A 16,576-nucleotide genomic window follows, 5' to 3' on the forward strand; every position below is an offset into this window, starting at 1 on the left:
AATTTAAATGAGATAGCCGACTTCATAAAGGCCCCAGCGCCGACCGCCGAACATCAGCGGCACGAACACGCTGCGCAGCGCACGATAGCGTCCTTCGCCCAGATCCTGCCGGTAGGTGAACAGGAAGAAGTCCCCTTCCCCATCCAATGCGCGGCGGGTCTGGCTGTCCATGAATATCTGGCGGTTGCGCGCATGTTCCATGTTCCAGCGCGTCTGGCCGGCCCGCTGCGGCTGGCTGCGCGCACTGATATGGGTGGGCAGATAGCCGTTCATGTCGATCAGGCAGCAGCCGACGATCGCGCTGTCCTGCGCCGTCCGCCGGTCGAGCAAGCGCCGCACGAAGCGGTCAGCAAAGGCGGTGAAGCCATTTTCATATTGCGCCGGTTCGGAACCGGGAAGCGGCCGATAGGCGGTATCGAACAGGCGGGCCATGTCCAATTGCCCCTCGGCCAGCGCCTGTTCGATCAGCGCCTGCATCTCTTCGGCGCCCTCTTCGGCCATGGCGATATAGCGGCTGTTGCGCGTGACATGACCACTGTGCGCGGCGGTGTTGAGCATCGCATTCGCCATCCCCTCCAGACCTTCCAGATGGCTGCGCGCGGTTTCGACGCGGGTGGCGCTTTCCGTCGAGGAACGGCTGAACCGGGCAAGGCCTTGCCGCAGCGCCGCCACATCGCTGTCGGCCTCATCCGTGCAGGTGACGATCGTGTCGGACCGTGCCCCGAACTGCGTCACAAGAGAGGCGATTTCGGCCATGCTGATCCGCAAGGTGTCGATATGGGAACCGACATCGCGACCACGCAGGATATTGGCCTCCACCCCTCCGATCAGTTGGCGCGCGTCACGGTCGAGCTGGCCCAGCTTGTCTCCGACGGACGCGGCGGACTCGCCCGCCTGTCCCGCCAGCCGTCGGATTTCATCCGCCACCACGGCGAACCCCAGGGTCGCCTCCCCACCCCGCGCCGCCTCGATCGCCGCATTGACGCCCAGCAGCCGGGTCTGGCGCGCAATGGCGCCGAGTTGATCGGAAATATCGCCCACCGTTTCGATGACATCCAGAAACTGGCGCAAATGCCCTTCCAGTCCCGTCACATTCTCGATGAGTTCCGTGATCTGCCCCAGCGAACGCCCAATGGTTTCGTGCCCCTGGGCGATGATGGTTCCGGCGCGACGAGCGGTGAGGCTGAGTTCCTGCGCCGCCAGCACGCTTTCATTCTGGCTGACGGCCAGCGTTTCCATGGTCGATTGCAATTCTCCCAGATGCGCGGAATCGGCCTGGATGCGACGCGTAAGCTCCCCCAGGAAGCCCGCCGTTTCGCTGCATTGCAATGCGATGTCGCCCGATCGTTCCCCTAGGTCGGTCAACAAATCCCCGTTTTCCAATGATCGCTGCCCTATTCCGCTCGATATGGATACTGCCTTGTTAACGATGCATTGCAACACTTAACATTCCGACAACGCGGCAGAGCTTGCATCGCTGACCAAGCTGGCAGACAAGAGCGCCGTCATGATGCTCAACTTTCTCGACGCGCTGCGTGCTGCCGGCATCCCCGCTAGCATCAAGGAACATCTGCTGCTGCTGGAGGCGCTGGATCGCGATGTGATCGGGCAGCGGCCGGAGGATTTCTATTATCTCGCCCGCGCCACCTATGTGAAGGATGAGGGGCTGATCGACCGCTTCGATCAGGTGTTCGCCCGCGTGTTCAAGGGCGTGCTGGGCACGGAGGGCGTCGAAGCGGAAATCCCGGAGGAATGGCTGCGCCTGGTCGCGGAGAAATTCCTCAGCCCCGAGGAGATGGAGAAGATCAAGTCGCTGGGAAGCTGGGACGAGATTATGGAAACGCTGAAGAAGCGGCTGGAGGAGCAGAAGGAGCGCCATCAGGGCGGCAACAAGTGGATCGGCACCGGCGGCACATCCCCCTTCGGCCATGGCGGCTATAATCCCGAAGGCGTGCGGATCGGCGGCGAAAGCAAGCACAAGCGCGCCATCAAGGTGTGGGAAAAGCGCGAATTCGCCAATCTGGACAATCAGAAGGAGCTGGGCACCCGCAACATCAAGGTGGCGCTGCGGCGGCTGCGGCGCTTTGCGCGGGAGGGCGCGGCCGACGAGCTGGACCTGGACGAGACGATCCGGGGCACGGCGCGGCAGGGCTGGCTCGACATCCGCATGCGGCCCGAACGGCACAATGCGGTGAAGCTGCTGCTGTTCCTGGATGTCGGCGGGTCGATGGACCCGTTCATCACGCTCTGCGAGGAACTGTTCTCGGCGGCGACCAGCGAATTCAAGAATATGGAGTTCTTCTACTTCCATAACTGCCTCTACGAAGGCGTGTGGAAGGACAATAAGCGGCGCTTTTCGGAACGAACGCCGACCTGGGACATCCTCCACAAATATGGGCATGATTATAAGGTGATCTTCGTCGGGGACGCGGCGATGAGTCCTTATGAGATCAGCCATCCCGGCGGATCGGTCGAACATATGAACGAGGAACCGGGCGCGACATGGTTGAGCCGTGTGCTACACACCTATCCCGCCGCGGTCTGGCTGAACCCCGCGCAGGAGGCGCATTGGGGCTATAGCCAGTCGACGAAGATCATCCGCGAGATCATGAACGGGCGCATGTATCCGCTCACGATCGAGGGGATTGACGACGCGATGCGGGAGCTGACCCGGAAGCGGTAAGCTTTACCGGCTGGCAGCAGGATCAGAATTTCACGCTGACCATGGAGCCCAGGCCATAGTCGGCGGCGCCTTTGCTGAGGCCGCCGGTGCCATAGAGGGTGAAGATCAGCTTTTCCGCGACCGGCGTGCTGAAGGCGCCGAACAGTTCCCGGCTGTCGCGGGCAAGGTCGCTGGTGGATTCACGATAGTCGTAGGAGACGATCAGCGCCGACTTGCCCAGCATCACGCTTGCGCCGCCCGATGCTGTCCAGGCGTTGTGCAGATTGAAGCCCGAAGGGTCGCCGGGCATGCGATAGCCCACATTGGCAAAGGGCGTGACGATGCCGAAGCTTTTGGAGATTTCCGCCGCGACCGTCACATCCGTCTTGCCGGTCCCCAGCGCCTTGGAGCGCGAGGCGGTGGGGAGCTTGACGCGGGCTGAGAGGTCTAGACCGAAACCGAGTTGTTCCTCCGGAATCTGGTAGCCGACGCCCAATGTCAGGTCGCCAAGGCCGCTGCGAGTGGTGCGGGGGGCGTTCGGATCGATGATGACGCCGCCCGATCCGCCGCCGACGATCGCGGACGATCCGTTGATGCGCAGCCATGGCAAGGTCGCGGTGAAGCGGAGCGGGCCGGTGCGATAACGCAGGCTCATCGGCACGACCCATATATGGGTGTCGGAGCCGGTGCCGTAATCGCCGCTGCTATAGTCGACGCCAGTGATCGCGGTGAGACTGCCGCCTGTAGATAAGGCTGTGGACGGCTCTTCGGCCTGCATGGTTTGCGGGCCGCTTTGCGCCGCGATTTGTGCCGGCGCGGGCGCGGCAGCCATGGCCATGCCGGCAGCGACCAGCTTCATGGTCCCCTTCATCGATTTCCCCTCCATATGCCAAGCAGGGCGAGCCTTTGATGGGCCCGCCCTCCACTCTTCATGCTTGGGATGCGATCAACTGCCGCGGGTCGAACGCGCGGTTTCCTTGACCGACGTGGCCGTTTCGCGGGCAGCGCTCGCGTTGGCGCGGGCATCCTGCGCAGCGCTGCGGGTTTCAGCAGCCGAGGAGCGCGCTTCGGTCGACGCGGTACGCGCATCCTGCGCCGCCCTCGTGGCGCTCTGCACATCCTGCAGCGTGCCTTTGACATTGGCGTCCTGCAAGGTGCCTTTCACATTGGCATCTTGCAGCGTTCCCTTCACATTGCTGTCCTGCAGGGTTCCCTTGACGCCGCTATCCTGCGCCTGTGCGCCCGTAGCGGCGGTCAGGACGGCAAGGCCGATGAGGGGAAGGGTAAATCTGGTCACTGCGACTCTCCTATGTTGTGACACCCCCGGGCGCTTCCGGTTCGAAGGCCCGCCCTGTATGTTGCTGATTTCTTTCCGGCGTGGAATCGATCGAAAGAATTAGTTTCGGGAAAATCGAAATGACCATGCGCCGATGAAGCTTTATCGACCGAAATTCATCATGTTTTTCGGCAGGATAGAAGAATGGGCTGATACTGTCCTGAGGTTCGCTCTCTCGGATTATCAGATGATATGTGCAAAATGGGCGACAAAGGGCGTGTGGATTGGCGGGAATGGGTGGAAGGCGGACGCTTCCTGTTTTGTCATTCCCGCGAAGGCGGGAATCCATCTCCTGACCTAACCGCTTGATGCAACGCTGGGAGATGGATCCCCGCCTTCGCGGGGATGACGACCTTCGAAAATGTCCGGAAATGGCCAATTCGAGCCGTCGACAGGCTAAGCCGGTTCGAAGAGCACGCCGCCCGTCATGGGCTGCGGCGCGCCAGTCGTGCCGGGGAAGCTGATCGGCAGGCCTTTCAGATGACGGACGGCCATATAGGCAAAGCCTTGCGCTTCAAGGGCGTCGCCGTCCCAGCCCAGTTCGTCCACAGGGCGGACCTCCGTGCCGGTATAGGTCGCCAGCATCCGCATGAGCGTGGCGTTGTGGCGGCCACCGCCGGCGGCATAGATATGTTTCGGGCGTTCCGGCAGATGGCCGAGGGCTTTGGCGACGGCTGCGGCGGAAAAGGCCGTGAGGGTTGCCGCGCCGTCCTCCAGGGAGAGCGCGCGCATGGCTTCGATGGTGAAGGCTTCCCGGTCTATGCTTTTCGGAGGCGCGACGACGAACCAGGGGTCGGAGAGCATGGACGCCAGGCGCGCTTCGTCGATTTTGCCCCTGGCAGCCGCGGCGCCATTTTCATCGAAGCTGCGGTCGCTATGGGTCTGCATCCAATTGTCGATGAGGCCGCTCGCCATGCCGGTGTCGAAGGCGACGATCTCGCCGTCGGAGGCGATGGCGGTGATATTGGCGACTCCGCCTAGGTTCAGGACGGCGACCGGCTTGGGAAGATCATAGGCGAGAGCACGGTGATAGACCGGAAGCAGCGGAGCGCCCTGCCCTCCCGCGGCGACGTCGGCGCTGCGCAGGTCCGCGACAACGCGAATGCCGAACGCGCCTGCGAGGGCGGCGCCGTCCCCGATCTGCCAGGTCCAGCGGCGTTCGGGGCGGTGGGCGACGGTATGGCCGTGGAAGCCGATGACGGCGATGTCCTGCGTGACATGGCCGCTACGGGCGAGAAGGTCAGATACCGCCTCGACATGGAGTTCGGTCAATTCTTCCTCGACCGCGTGGATTAGGGGTTCGAAGCCGGGCTTTTCCATTGTCATGGCACGCTGACAGGCTTCGGCCAGGCGCATGCGGAAGCCGTCGCCATAGGGCATGGCGTGGAAGGCGATGCCTATGCTGGCGCCCTCTCCGTCGGTTTCGATCAGCGCGGCGTCTATGCCGTCGCGCGAGGTGCCCGACATCAGGCCTATTGCCAGCATGGGGTGACTGTCTGTCATGGCCTGTCCTGCTGCCCCTAAAATGCGGAGAATCAACTTTGGCGTGACTATCAACATAATGGTGACGATGACAAACCGCGATGCTAAGGGCGCCGCACTATGACCAGCTACTCATCCGATCTGCTCTGCCTGCTCGAAACGCGCGGCTACATTCATCAGTTGACCGATGCGGAGGGGCTGGACGCCCTGGCCGCCAAGCAGATCGTACCGGGCTATATCGGCTTCGATCCGACGGCGCCCTCGCTGCATGTCGGTCATCTGGTGTCGATCATGATGCTGCGGCAGTTGCAGAAGGCCGGGCACAAGCCGATCGTTCTGATGGGTGGCGGCACCGGCAAGATCGGTGATCCGAGCTTCAAGGACGAGGCGCGCAAGCTGCTGACCACCGATCTGATCGCGGAGAATGTCGCGAGCATCAAACGGGTGTTCGAGCGCTTCCTGACCTTCGGTAACGGGCCGACGGACGCGATCATGCTGGACAATGCCGAATGGCTGGACAAGTTGGAATATATCCCGTTCCTGCGGGATATCGGACAGCATTTCTCCGTGAACCGGATGTTGAGCTTCGATTCGGTGAAGCTGCGCCTGGATCGTGAGCAGTCGCTGAGTTTCCTCGAATTCAACTATATGATCCTTCAGGCCTATGACTTTCTGGAGCTGTCCCGGCGGTCGGCCTGCCGGTTGCAGATGGGCGGATCGGACCAGTGGGGCAATATCGTCAACGGCGTCGAACTGGCCCGGCGCGTGGACGGGACTCATGTGTTCGGCCTCACCACGCCGCTGCTGACCAACGCCGATGGGACCAAGATGGGCAAGACCGTAGGCGGCGCGGTCTGGCTCAACGAGGATCAGCTTTCCAACTATGATTATTGGCAGTTCTGGCGGAATACCGCCGATGCCGACGTCGCGAACCGGCTGAGGCTGTTCACCGACCTGCCGATGGATGAGGTGGAGCGGCTGGCTTCGCTTCAAGGGGCGGATATCAACGAGGCGAAGAAGATTTTGGCCAATGAGGCGACGGCGCTTTGCCGGGGTGCCGATGCGGCGGCCTTGGCGGCTGAGACGGCGCGACGGACCTTTGAGGAGGGCGCATCGGATGCCAATCTGCCGACCGTCAGCCTGGGGGCCGAGGGGCTGAATATCGTTCAGGGCACGACGGCGCTGGGCTTTGCCGCCTCCAACAAAGAAGTGCGGCGCAAGCTTTCCGAGGGCGCCATTCGCGTGAATGGCGAAGTGGTCAGCGATCCTGCTCTGGTGCTGAAACCCGGCGACAAGGTCAGCTTCGGCGCGAAGAAGCACGGGCTGGTAACCGCCTGAAATCAAAAGAGCGTATATGGCGCGTTAACCAGATGAGGTAAGGAAGGGGCTATCTTCCTTACCTTATCCTGCGGGCATGCCTTCGATGTTCGCAAGCCTCTCTCACCTGAACCAGTCGCGGGATCCTGCCGTCAACCAGCGACGCGCACAGCGCGATCTGGTCGATATGGTGAGCCATATCACGGCGCAGGGCCGGACCCATGGGACGCGGATCATCAATATCTCCGCGCTGGGACTGATGTGCCGGACCGAGGCGCAACTGGCGATCGGTGAGCGGGTGACGATATGGCTGCCGGTCGTGAAGGATCATGCCGGGGAAGTGCGCTGGGCCGAAGATGGCCGCATAGGCGTCGAGTTTCTGAAGAAGATCGAGCCGCACGTCTATGACGCGATGCTGTCCCTCATCCCGCCGCGGCAGACGGCCTGGTAACGGCTTCCGCAAACCCCTCCCCTGCTTCCAGACGCTGACGCGACCGGACCAGCGCTTGCGGCATGTGCGTGCGCAGGAAATTCATCATAGCTTCGCGCACTTCACAACGCAGGTCGAAGGCGGTGCCGGCGTTGCGCGCACTCAGCAAACCGCGTAGCTCCAGCGCGTCGGCGCGGTGGTCGGTCACTTGCAGGATCGCGACGCGGCCGTCCCAGCGGCTGTTTGACCGGACCGCTTCGATGAATTTGGCGCGGATCGGCTCTATGTCCGTGGCGGGATCGACATAAAGAAAGACAGTGCCGAGTAGGTCCGACGTCCTGGTCGTCCAGTTCTGGAAAGGCTTTTCCAGGAAATAGGAGACGGGAACGATCAGGCGGCGGTCGTCCCAGATGCGGATCACGACATAGGTGAGCTTTATGTCCTCCACCCTGCCCCATTCGCCCTCCACGATCAGCACGTCATCCAGGCGGATGGGTTCGGAAAAGGCCATCTGGATACCGGCGATCAGGTTCTTGAGCGCGGGTTGGGCGGCTGCGCCTACCGCGAGGCCCGCAAGGCCTGCCGACGCCATAAGGGTGACGCCGATGCTGCGAACGCCGGGAATGGCGATCAGCATCAGCGAGAGGATGAGGAAACCGATGATGCACTGCGCCACGCGATAGAGGATGCGGATGCGCGTGTGGTGGCGGCGGGCCTTGAGATTGTCCTCGACCGTGATGTCGCTGCGCCGTTCGAGGAAAATGCGGCCTGCGCGCATGGCCGCGAAGATTAGCCAGCCGTTGAGGAGGATGAACAGCATTTTCGAGCCGATCGACCAGATCGCCTCGACATTGGGACTGAAGGTCAGGGGCTGGATGCCTGCGGCGAGCGTCATCAGGACGATGATCCAGCGGGTCGGCTGGTAGATGGCCGGGAGGATGATCGGCTCTATGCGCATCCGGCGAAATATGCGGGTGGCTGTCCAGTAGGCGAGCCAGTGGAAGAGGAAGGCGGCGACCACCGACAGGGCGATGGAGATCGCCGCCATCGGCGTGATGTGGTGCAGGCTGATGTCCGATTGCATGATGCAAGCAACGGCTTGGCGGCGGGATGGTTTCGCGGTTGCAGCAATTGCGGGCCATGGGACTAGGTGAAACGTGCTCCTGCGAAGGCAGGAGTCCAGTTCGATCGGCAGGACTGGGCTCTTGCCTTCGCAGGAGCACATCAACTTTAGCCGCTGCGAAGCAGGCCCACGGCGGCATCGCGTTCGAAGAGGTAGAGACAGGTTCGGGCAGCCTCCCCTCTCGTTTCGGTCAGGCCGCCGTCCCGGTCGATCAGGAGATGCGCGTCATCCCGGGCCGAATCCAGCAGCGCCGAGAGATGTTCCGGGGTGGCGAGTTTGAGTTGCTGTTCGCCCGATTGGCGGGTGCCCAAAATTTCGCCCGCGCCCCGCAGGCGGAGGTCTTCTTCGGCTATGCGGAAGCCGTCATTGGTTTCTCGCATCAGGGCCAGGCGGGCGCGGCTGGTTTCGCTCAGCGCGCCGCCGCGCAGGAGGATGCAGACCGAATGGTTCTGGCCCCGACCCACGCGGCCTCTGAGCTGGTGAAGTTGGGCGAGGCCGAAACGATCGGCGCCTTCTATGATGATGAGGTTGGAATTGGGAACATCGACGCCGACTTCGATGACCGTGGTGGCGACAAGTATCCTGGTGCGGGCCGAAGCGAAGGCTTCCATCGCGGCGTCCTTTTCCGGCCCCTTCATGCGGCCGTGAACGAGGCCGACCAACTCGCCAAAGCGCATTTTCAGCATTTCGGCGCGAGCTTCGGCCGCGGCGAGGTCGCTGGTTTCGCTTTCCTCGACCAGGGGACAGACCCAATAGGCCTGACCGCCGCCTTCGACATGGCGGGCAAGCGCTTCGACCACTTCATCCAGGCGGTTGGCGGACATGACGACCGTCTGGATCGGCTGGCGGCCGGGGGGCATCTCGTCGAGGCGGGAGACGTCCATTTCGCCATAATAAGTGAGCGTCAGCGTGCGCGGGATCGGGGTAGCGGTCATCACCAGCAGATGGGGGGTACGTTCAGCTTTCGAGGCAAGCATCATGCGTTGGGCGACCCCGAAGCGATGCTGTTCATCGATCACCGCCAGCGCGAGATTCTTGTAGCGCACGGCTTCCTGGAAGATGGCGTGGGTGCCGACGAGGATATCGATGCTGGCGTCCGCCAGGCCCATGAGGGTGGATTCGCGGGTCTTGCCCTTTTCCCGGCCAGTGAGGATGGCGATGGTGACAGGCAGGCCCGACGCCATTTTGCGCAGCGTTTCATAATGCTGGCGGGCGAGGATTTCCGTGGGTGCGAGGAGCGCGCCCTGGGCGCCCGCCTCGACCGTGTTGAGGAGCGCCATCAGCGCGACCAGCGTCTTGCCCGAGCCTACATCGCCTTGCAGCAGGCGGAGCATGGGGACGGGTTGGGCCATGTCGCCTTCAATCTCCGAAAAGGCGCGGCGTTGCGCTCCGGTCGGCGCAAAGGGCAATTGAAGCATGGCGCGCAGGCGGCCGTCTCCGGCAATGGGCACGCCCCTGCGTTTGCGGGAGGACTGGCGGACCAGCATCAGCGCGAGCTGGCCGGCGAAGATTTCATCATAAGCGAGGCGTTCGCGTGCCTGCGCGTCGGAGGGGTCGGCGTGGATGCGGATGAGCGCTTCGTGCCATGTGGGCCAGCCCTTGCGGGCGAGCAGGCTGGGTTCGATCCATTCGGGAAGGTCCGGGGCGCGGGTCAGGGCTTGGGTGGCCAGATCGCGCATGCGGTTGTTGGTCAGGCCTTCGGAAAGACCATAGACCGGCTCGCGGGCAGGGATCGTCGCGGCTTCCTCGGGGGGAAGGACATAGTCCGGGTGGACGATCTGGAGATTGTCGCCATAGGCATCCAGCTTGCCGGAGATGAATTTGGGCTCGTTCAAGGGCAATAGCTTGCGGGGCCAGGCGCTGTTGCGGCCGAAATAAACCAGCGCGACGCTGTTGCCGTGCTTGTCCTGCGCGATGACGCGAAAGGGCGCGCGGGCGCTGCCGGATGCCCGATAGTCGGTGGGGGTGAGTTCTATGCCGATGACCCGGCCGGAGTCGGAGAGAATCAGTTCGTCCACCATCCGACGGTCGATGAAGCTGACCGGGAGATGGAAGGCCACGTCGACGGCCCGGGCCAGCCCCAGCCGCTCCAGCGGTTTTGCGAGCGCGGAGCCTACGCCTTTCAGCGCTTCGATTTCGGTGAAGAGTGGGTTGAGGATATCGGGTCGCATGGCTATCTGGCGGTGTCTAGCCCAGCCGGGACGATGCGCAAACATCCGATCGGTGATTTTAGCATGTCCGGTTAAGGAACAAATTGTGAACGAAGATCCCCGTATACGCCGCCTGCAATTCCGGGCCTGGCATCGCGGCATCAAGGAAGCGGACCTTGCGGTGGGCGGGTATTTCGATCGCTACCATGCCCAGTGGGGTGAGGAAGAGATTCAGTGGTTCGAGCGGTTCATGGATGAGCAGGATGCCGACATCATGGCTTGGGCCATGGGCGTGCTGCCGGTGCCGGAGGAGTGGCAGGGCGCGATGTGGGACAAGTTCGCCAAGCTGGATTTTGTGGAAATCGGGAAGAAATAAGCCTCTCCCCGTTCGGGCAAGGCGAAATCGAAGCCCCTTGATCGAACGAAATGAGATCATCCCAACCCGGCTTCGCCTTCGCTCAGCCGGGCACTTCGACAAGCTCAGCGCGAACGGATGTTGTTAGTTTGACCGACCTTCTCAAGATTCTCAAAGCCTCCACCCCGATTACGCTTTCCGGGGTGCCCGCCGGCTTCCAGCCCTGGTTGCTGGCGGACATCGCTCGGGCGGCGCCTTCGCGCGCGCTGTTCGTGGCGCCGGATGAGCAACTCATGCGGGCGGTGGCGGATACGGCGCATTATTTCGCGCCGGAGATCGAGATCGTCGAAATTCCCGCCTGGGACTGCTTGCCCTATGACCGGGCCAGTCCTTCGCTGCGGACGGCTTCGGCGCGATTGGCTGGCTTGCATGCCTTGCAGGCGAAGCCCAAGGGGCCGCAGCTTGTTCTGACGACGCTCAATGCGTTGACGCAGAGGACTTTGACGCCTTTTCGCGTGCGGCAGTTGGTGGCGAAGCTCGCGCCCAAGGAACGAATCGCGATTTCGCGGCTGGCGGAGATGTTGCAGGCCAATGGCTATGTGCGGACCGATACCGTGCATGACCGGGGCGAATTCGCCATTCGCGGCGGCATTGTCGATCTGTTTCCCGGCGGCGAGGAACAGCCGCTGCGGCTCGATTTCTTCGGGGATGAGATCGAGACGGTGCGGCGCTTCGATCCCGCCGATCAGCGGACCAGCGGCAGTGTCGAGGGCTTCACGCTGCTGCCTGCGTCCGAGGCTTTGCTGGACGAGGAGACGATCAAGCGGTTCCGCGGGCGCTATCGCGAGACTTTCGGGGCCACGGCGACGGGCGATCCGCTCTATCAGGCGGTGAGCGACGGACGGCGGTTGGCGGGTATGGAACATTGGTTGCCGCTGTTCGAGGAACGGCTAGTGCCGATGACCGAGCATCTGGGCGACGACACGCTGGTCGTGCTGGATCATGGCGTGGCGGGCGCGGCCGAGGCGCGGTTCGAGGCGATCCGGGACTATCACGCCAATCGCGTGCAGGCGAAGTCCTCCGATCCGGGGGCGTATCGGCCGCTGGAGCCCAAGGCGCTCTATCTGGATGCCGAAGAATGGGATGCCGTCGCGCGCGAGTGGCCGATGCATGCCACCACCCCTTTTCATGAGCCGGAAAGCGCCTCGGTCCTGGATTTCGCGGTTGATGGCCCTCGCGATTTCGCGCCGGAGCGGGCGCAGAACGCCAATGTCTATGAGGCGGTCGGCAAGCATATCGCTTCGCTCCAGCGGGCGAAGAAAAAGGTCGTCATCGCCAGTTACTCGGTGGGCGCGCGGGAGCGGCTTTCGGGGCTGCTGGCCGATCATGGGCTGAAGCGGATAGCGGCGGCGGATAGCTGGCAGGAGGCTTTGGGAATCGCGGCGGGCGGCAGCGCTGTATTGACCGTCTTGCCGCTGGATCATGGTTTTACCGCGCCCGACGTGGCTGTGCTGACAGAGCAGGACATGCTGGGCGACCGGCTGGTGCGACGGGCCAAGCGGAAGAAGAATGCCGACGCCTTCCTTCAGGAACTGGCGACGCTCTCCCCCGGCGATCTGGTCGTGCATATGGATCATGGCATCGGCCGCTATGAAGGGCTGACGCAGATTCCGGTGGCCAAGGCGGCGCATGATTGCGTGGCGCTGGAATATGCGGGCGGCGACAAGCTCTATGTGCCGGTGGAGAATCTAGAGGTTCTCTCCCGCTATGGCTCCGACAGCGAGGGCGTGAGCCTCGACAAGCTGGGTGGAGAGGCCTGGCAACGGCGCAAGGCGCGGATGAAGGAGCGCATCCGCGAGATTGCGGGTGAATTGCTCAAGACGGCAGCGGAGCGGGCCTTGCGCGCCGCGACCGTGGCGGAGCCGGACAGCGCCGGATATCCGGCGTTCGTGGACCGCTTCCCCTATCAGGAGACGGAAGATCAGGACCGCGCCATCATGGATGTGGTCGAGGATCTGGGCGCAGGCCGCCCGATGGATCGGCTGGTGTGTGGCGATGTGGGCTTCGGCAAGACGGAGGTGGCCTTGCGCGCCGCATTCGTGGCGGCGATGGCGGGAATGCAGGTGGTGCTGATCTGCCCCACCACCCTGCTCGCCCGGCAGCATCATATGAATTTCGAGGAGCGCTTCCGTGGCTTTCCGGTGAATATCGGGCGCCTGTCGCGGCTTGTACCGGACAAGGAGGCCAAGACCGTGAAAGCGGGGCTGGCCGATGGAACCGTCGATATTGTGGTGGGAACCCATGCGCTGCTGGCGAAGGGGCTGGAGTTCAAGCGGCTGGGGCTGGTCATCGTCGACGAGGAACAGCGCTTTGGCGTGACGCACAAGGAGCGGCTGAAGAGCCTCAAGACCGATGTGCATGTGCTGACGCTGACGGCGACGCCTATTCCCCGCACCTTGCAGATGGCAATGTCGGGCTTGCGGGAACTGTCGGTGATCCAGACGCCGCCGGTGGATCGTTTGGCGGTGCGGACCTACATCATGCCCTGGGACGGGGTAGTGATCCGCGAGGCGTTGCTGCGCGAGCATTATCGCGGGGGACAAAGCTTCTTCGTGGTGCCGCGCATTTCCGACCTGACCGAGATAGAGGAGTTCCTGCGAACCGAGGTGCCGGAGGTTCGGCCCGTCGTCGCGCACGGGCAGATGAGCGCCACGGAAGTCGAGGAGCGCATGTCGTCCTTCTACGACAAGCGCTACGACGTCCTGCTGTCCACCACCATCGTCGAGAGCGGGCTGGATATTCCTTCGGCCAATACGCTCATCATCCATCGGGCCGATCGCTTTGGGCTGGCGCAGCTTTACCAGCTTCGCGGGCGGGTCGGGCGCGCGAAGACGCGGGCCTATGCCTATTTCACCACGCCTGCGAATCGGGTGATCACCGAAACGGCGGAAAAGCGGCTAAAGGTGCTGTCCGATCTGGATACGCTGGGGGCCGGGTTCCAGTTGGCCTCCCACGATCTGGATATTCGCGGCGCGGGGAACCTCGTCGGGGACGAGCAGTCCGGGCATATCAAGGAAGTCGGATTCGAACTGTACCAGTCGATGCTGGAGGATGCGATCCTGGAGGCGAAGGCGGGCGGCGCGGGTCTGGAGAAGGCGCGCGACAGCTTCTCGCCGCAAATCAGCGTCGATGCGCCGATCATGATTCCGGAGGATTATGTGCCGGATCTGGATCTGCGCATGGGACTTTACCGGCGCTTGAACGAGGTCGAGGACCGGCAGGGGCTGGAGGCTTTCGCAGCGGAACTGATCGACCGCTTCGGCAAGCTGCCAGCGCCGACGCAGAATCTGTTCAAGATCATCGAGATCAAGCAGAATTGCGTGGCCGCCAATATCGCCAAGATCGATGTGGGGCCAAAGGGCGCGCTGGTCAGCTTCTTCGAGGATCGCTTCCCGCGGCCCGAGGCGCTGGTGGCTTATATTCAGCGGTTGAATGGAGTCGCCCGGTTGCGGCCGGACAGCAAGATCGTGGTGAACCGGGCCTGGGCCGATCCGGGGGCGCGGTTGAACGGGGCTTTGCAGCTTTCGAAGGGATTGGCGAAGGCGGCAGGGTAGAATTATGTGAGGCTCAGGGTTTCAACGCCAGCGCGACCAGATCGGCGGAGGAGACTCCCGCCGAGCGGAGGAAGCCCTGATAATAGTCGCAGCCTTCGCGGGACAGGAGATCGAGTTGCTGTTCGGTTTCCACCCCTTCCGCAATCACATGCAGGCCCAGCGATTTGGCCATGTGGATGACGCCGCGCACGATGATGCGGTCGCGGGCGGTGCCGGCGATGTCTTGCGCCAGGCCGCTGTCGATCTTCAGATAATCAAGCGGCAGGCTTTTCAGATAGGCGAGGCTGGAATAGCCGGTGCCGAAATCGTCCACCGCGACCGCCAGCCCTTCGGCGCGCAGGGCCGTCAGCAGGGCGGTGGCGTTGTCCACATCCTCCATCAGACCGCTTTCGGTGATCTCCACCGTCAGGCGCGAACGAGGAAAGCCGCTGGTGTCGACCAGATTGAGCAATTGCGGCATGAAGCCGGGCTGGGCGATATCCTCCGCCGTGACGTTGATCGACAGGCGGAGATGGGACAGCGCGCGCGGCCATGCGGCCGCCTGGCGAAGCGCTTCGGCCTGAATATGCGCCGAGAGCGGAAGCATATAGTCGGAACGCTCCGCCGTCGCGAACAGCATCCCCGCGCCTAGCGCCCCATATTGGGGGTGGTTCCAGCGGGCCAGCGCCTCGACCCCGATCATATGTTCGCCATCGACGGGATATTGCGGTTGGAACAGGATGGCGATTTCGCCGCGATGCAGGGCAAGGCGCAGGTCGGTTTCCAACTGGTCGGCGTCGACCTGACGGCTGCGTTTTTCCGAAGAGAAGATGCGGATACCCTCCCCTCCCCCGACTCTGGCGTCGGCCAGGGCCGTGCCGGCGCGGCGGATGAGGCGAGTGGCGTCGTCGTCGGACCGCGACTGGGCGATGCCGCAACGGGCGGTCAGGCGGATGAGATGGTCACCCGCGCTGAAAGGGCGGCCTATGGCGCCGATCAGTTGCCGGGCGAGAAAAGTCGCTTTCTCGGCTGTGGCTGCTTCCCCCGTTAGGCCGATCAGGAATTCCGTCCCGGCGATGCGCGCCACCATGGCGCCGACGGCCATGTCGACGGTCATGCGCTCGATCCGGCGGGCGATGCGACCCAGCAGCGCGTCCCCCACCACCTGACCATAGGCAGCGTTCATCCGGTCGAACTGACTGATCGAGAGCAGCAGGACAGTCGTCGCCAGCCCCTTGCGCCGTTCGAGCCAGTCGAGCGCCGCCGGGCGTGAGCGCAGGCCGGTCAGGTCGTCGCGGCCCGTCTCGTCAGGGCCATGGGCGTCGGATAGCCACTCCACATCCGCCGCGACCACGCCATCGATCAGCCGCAGATGGTGAACCAGCCGGTCGCCGGGGCGGCCGGGCGCGGCGTGGGCGAAGGCTTCGGGGCGACCGGACCGCATCATGCCGCGCAAGGCCGCCATCACCGAACGGCGCTCCGAACGCGGCAGGCAGCGGATGAAGCCCGCCGGACCGATGCTCTGTTCATCAAGGCCGAGATGGCGGGCAAGATTGTCGCTGAGGCGGATGCGATCCCCCTCCCTCTCCCAGAACAGCGCGTCGCCGCGCCTGATGCGCTGGGCGCGTCGACTATGCGTGGCGCCGCCGACCAGCCGGTCGACCAGCCGCTGGGCGGAAGCGAGCGTGGCGCGCAAGTCGCCGGGCGTGAAGGGCGCGGCGAGAAAATGCGTGGCCCCCACCTCCAGCAGCCGCGGCACGACGGCGATGTCCTGTCCGTCGACCAGCACGATCAGCGCGCCGCCGCCCGCATCCACCGCCGGGACCAAGGCGGTGATCAAACGCACGTCGCCGTCGCGCGCGCCCCGCATGTCAACCAGGGCGATCTGGGCATCGCTGTGGAGGAAGCGTTGCGCGGCGTCGGTGGCGCGCCGGGCCGCCATCGCCCGCCAGCCAGCCGTCCGCGCCTGCTGTGACAGCCCATCGCGGTCACCTGGCGACAGGATGAAAAGGCTGCGCTGTCCGTCCAGTGCGGTCTCGCCGCTCACATGATGCTCCCCGGGACGGCCCATCGTCCCATTCTAACCCTTATCGGTTAGCGACCTGTTTACGTTGTCGCAACCGGGGAC

At 63.6% G+C, this 16,576-nt stretch carries 12 protein-coding genes; 5 read left to right on the top strand and 7 right to left on the bottom strand.

The genetic code is table 11. The features are described from left to right. Nucleotides 1–3: 3 nt before the first annotated feature. Complete coding sequence (locus tag HHL26_RS07790; RefSeq protein WP_197672707.1) at nucleotides 4–1,368, bottom strand: methyl-accepting chemotaxis protein; 1,365 nt, start codon at nucleotides 1,366–1,368, stop codon at nucleotides 4–6. Nucleotides 1,369–1,507: 139 nt separating this feature from the next. Between HHL26_RS07790 and HHL26_RS07795 the strand changes: the two genes are divergently transcribed. After that, on the top strand, nucleotides 1,508–2,683 hold the full coding sequence (locus tag HHL26_RS07795; protein ID WP_066557215.1) for a VWA domain-containing protein: 1,176 nt from the start codon (nucleotides 1,508–1,510) through the stop codon (nucleotides 2,681–2,683). A gap of 22 nt (nucleotides 2,684–2,705) precedes the next feature. Here HHL26_RS07795 and HHL26_RS07800 read toward each other — a convergent pair whose 3' ends face one another. The 3 genes from HHL26_RS07800 to HHL26_RS07810 all read right to left on the bottom strand — a co-directional run bounded on the left by HHL26_RS07800 (nucleotide 2,706) and on the right by HHL26_RS07810 (nucleotide 5,483). Next, nucleotides 2,706–3,533 (bottom strand): transporter, encoded by an 828-nt coding sequence (locus tag HHL26_RS07800; protein ID WP_066561700.1) that lies wholly within the window; start codon nucleotides 3,531–3,533, stop codon nucleotides 2,706–2,708. A gap of 75 nt (nucleotides 3,534–3,608) precedes the next feature. After that, nucleotides 3,609–3,959, bottom strand: coding sequence for a hypothetical protein (locus HHL26_RS07805; RefSeq protein ID WP_066557213.1), 351 nt, complete (start codon nucleotides 3,957–3,959; stop codon nucleotides 3,609–3,611). 435 nt (nucleotides 3,960–4,394) lie between these two features. After that, the gene (locus tag HHL26_RS07810) at nucleotides 4,395–5,483 is read right to left on the bottom strand and encodes an anhydro-N-acetylmuramic acid kinase (RefSeq protein WP_066557207.1); all 1,089 of its coding nucleotides are present in this window, start codon (nucleotides 5,481–5,483) and stop codon (nucleotides 4,395–4,397) included. Nucleotides 5,484–5,600: 117 nt separating this feature from the next. Between HHL26_RS07810 and tyrS the strand changes: the two genes are divergently transcribed. Then, nucleotides 5,601–6,818 (top strand): tyrosine--tRNA ligase, encoded by a 1,218-nt coding sequence (gene tyrS, locus HHL26_RS07815; RefSeq protein ID WP_066557205.1) that lies wholly within the window; start codon nucleotides 5,601–5,603, stop codon nucleotides 6,816–6,818. Between the two features lie 76 nt (nucleotides 6,819–6,894). Next, on the top strand, nucleotides 6,895–7,248 hold the full coding sequence (locus HHL26_RS07820; RefSeq protein WP_066557202.1) for a PilZ domain-containing protein: 354 nt from the start codon (nucleotides 6,895–6,897) through the stop codon (nucleotides 7,246–7,248). Here HHL26_RS07820 and HHL26_RS07825 read toward each other — a convergent pair. Together HHL26_RS07825 and recG are read right to left on the bottom strand one after the other, a co-directional pair. Further along, the gene (locus HHL26_RS07825; protein WP_066557200.1) at nucleotides 7,220–8,311 is read right to left on the bottom strand and encodes a mechanosensitive ion channel domain-containing protein; all 1,092 of its coding nucleotides are present in this window, start codon (nucleotides 8,309–8,311) and stop codon (nucleotides 7,220–7,222) included. The two genes, HHL26_RS07820 and HHL26_RS07825, sit on opposite strands and share 29 nt — an antisense overlap. Before the next feature lie 146 nt (nucleotides 8,312–8,457). Continuing rightward, complete coding sequence (gene recG, locus HHL26_RS07830) at nucleotides 8,458–10,521, bottom strand: ATP-dependent DNA helicase RecG (protein WP_066557196.1); 2,064 nt, start codon at nucleotides 10,519–10,521, stop codon at nucleotides 8,458–8,460. Between the two features lie 85 nt (nucleotides 10,522–10,606). Between recG and HHL26_RS07835 the strand changes: the two genes are divergently transcribed. Continuing rightward, nucleotides 10,607–10,876, top strand: a complete 270-nt coding sequence (locus tag HHL26_RS07835) for a succinate dehydrogenase assembly factor 2 (protein WP_066557193.1) — start codon at nucleotides 10,607–10,609, stop codon at nucleotides 10,874–10,876. 128 nt (nucleotides 10,877–11,004) lie between these two features. Continuing rightward, entirely contained in the window at nucleotides 11,005–14,469 is a 3,465-nt protein-coding gene (gene mfd, locus HHL26_RS07840) for a transcription-repair coupling factor (protein WP_066557190.1), read from the top strand. A gap of 13 nt (nucleotides 14,470–14,482) precedes the next feature. On the opposite strand, the gene HHL26_RS07845 is transcribed toward mfd, so the two are convergent. Beyond that, the gene (locus tag HHL26_RS07845; protein WP_145907318.1) at nucleotides 14,483–16,495 is read right to left on the bottom strand and encodes a bifunctional diguanylate cyclase/phosphodiesterase; all 2,013 of its coding nucleotides are present in this window, start codon (nucleotides 16,493–16,495) and stop codon (nucleotides 14,483–14,485) included. Nucleotides 16,496–16,576: the final 81 nt, after the last annotated feature.

This window comes from Sphingobium sp. TB-6, assembly GCF_012927365.1.
GTDB lineage: Bacteria > Pseudomonadota > Alphaproteobacteria > Sphingomonadales > Sphingomonadaceae > Sphingobium.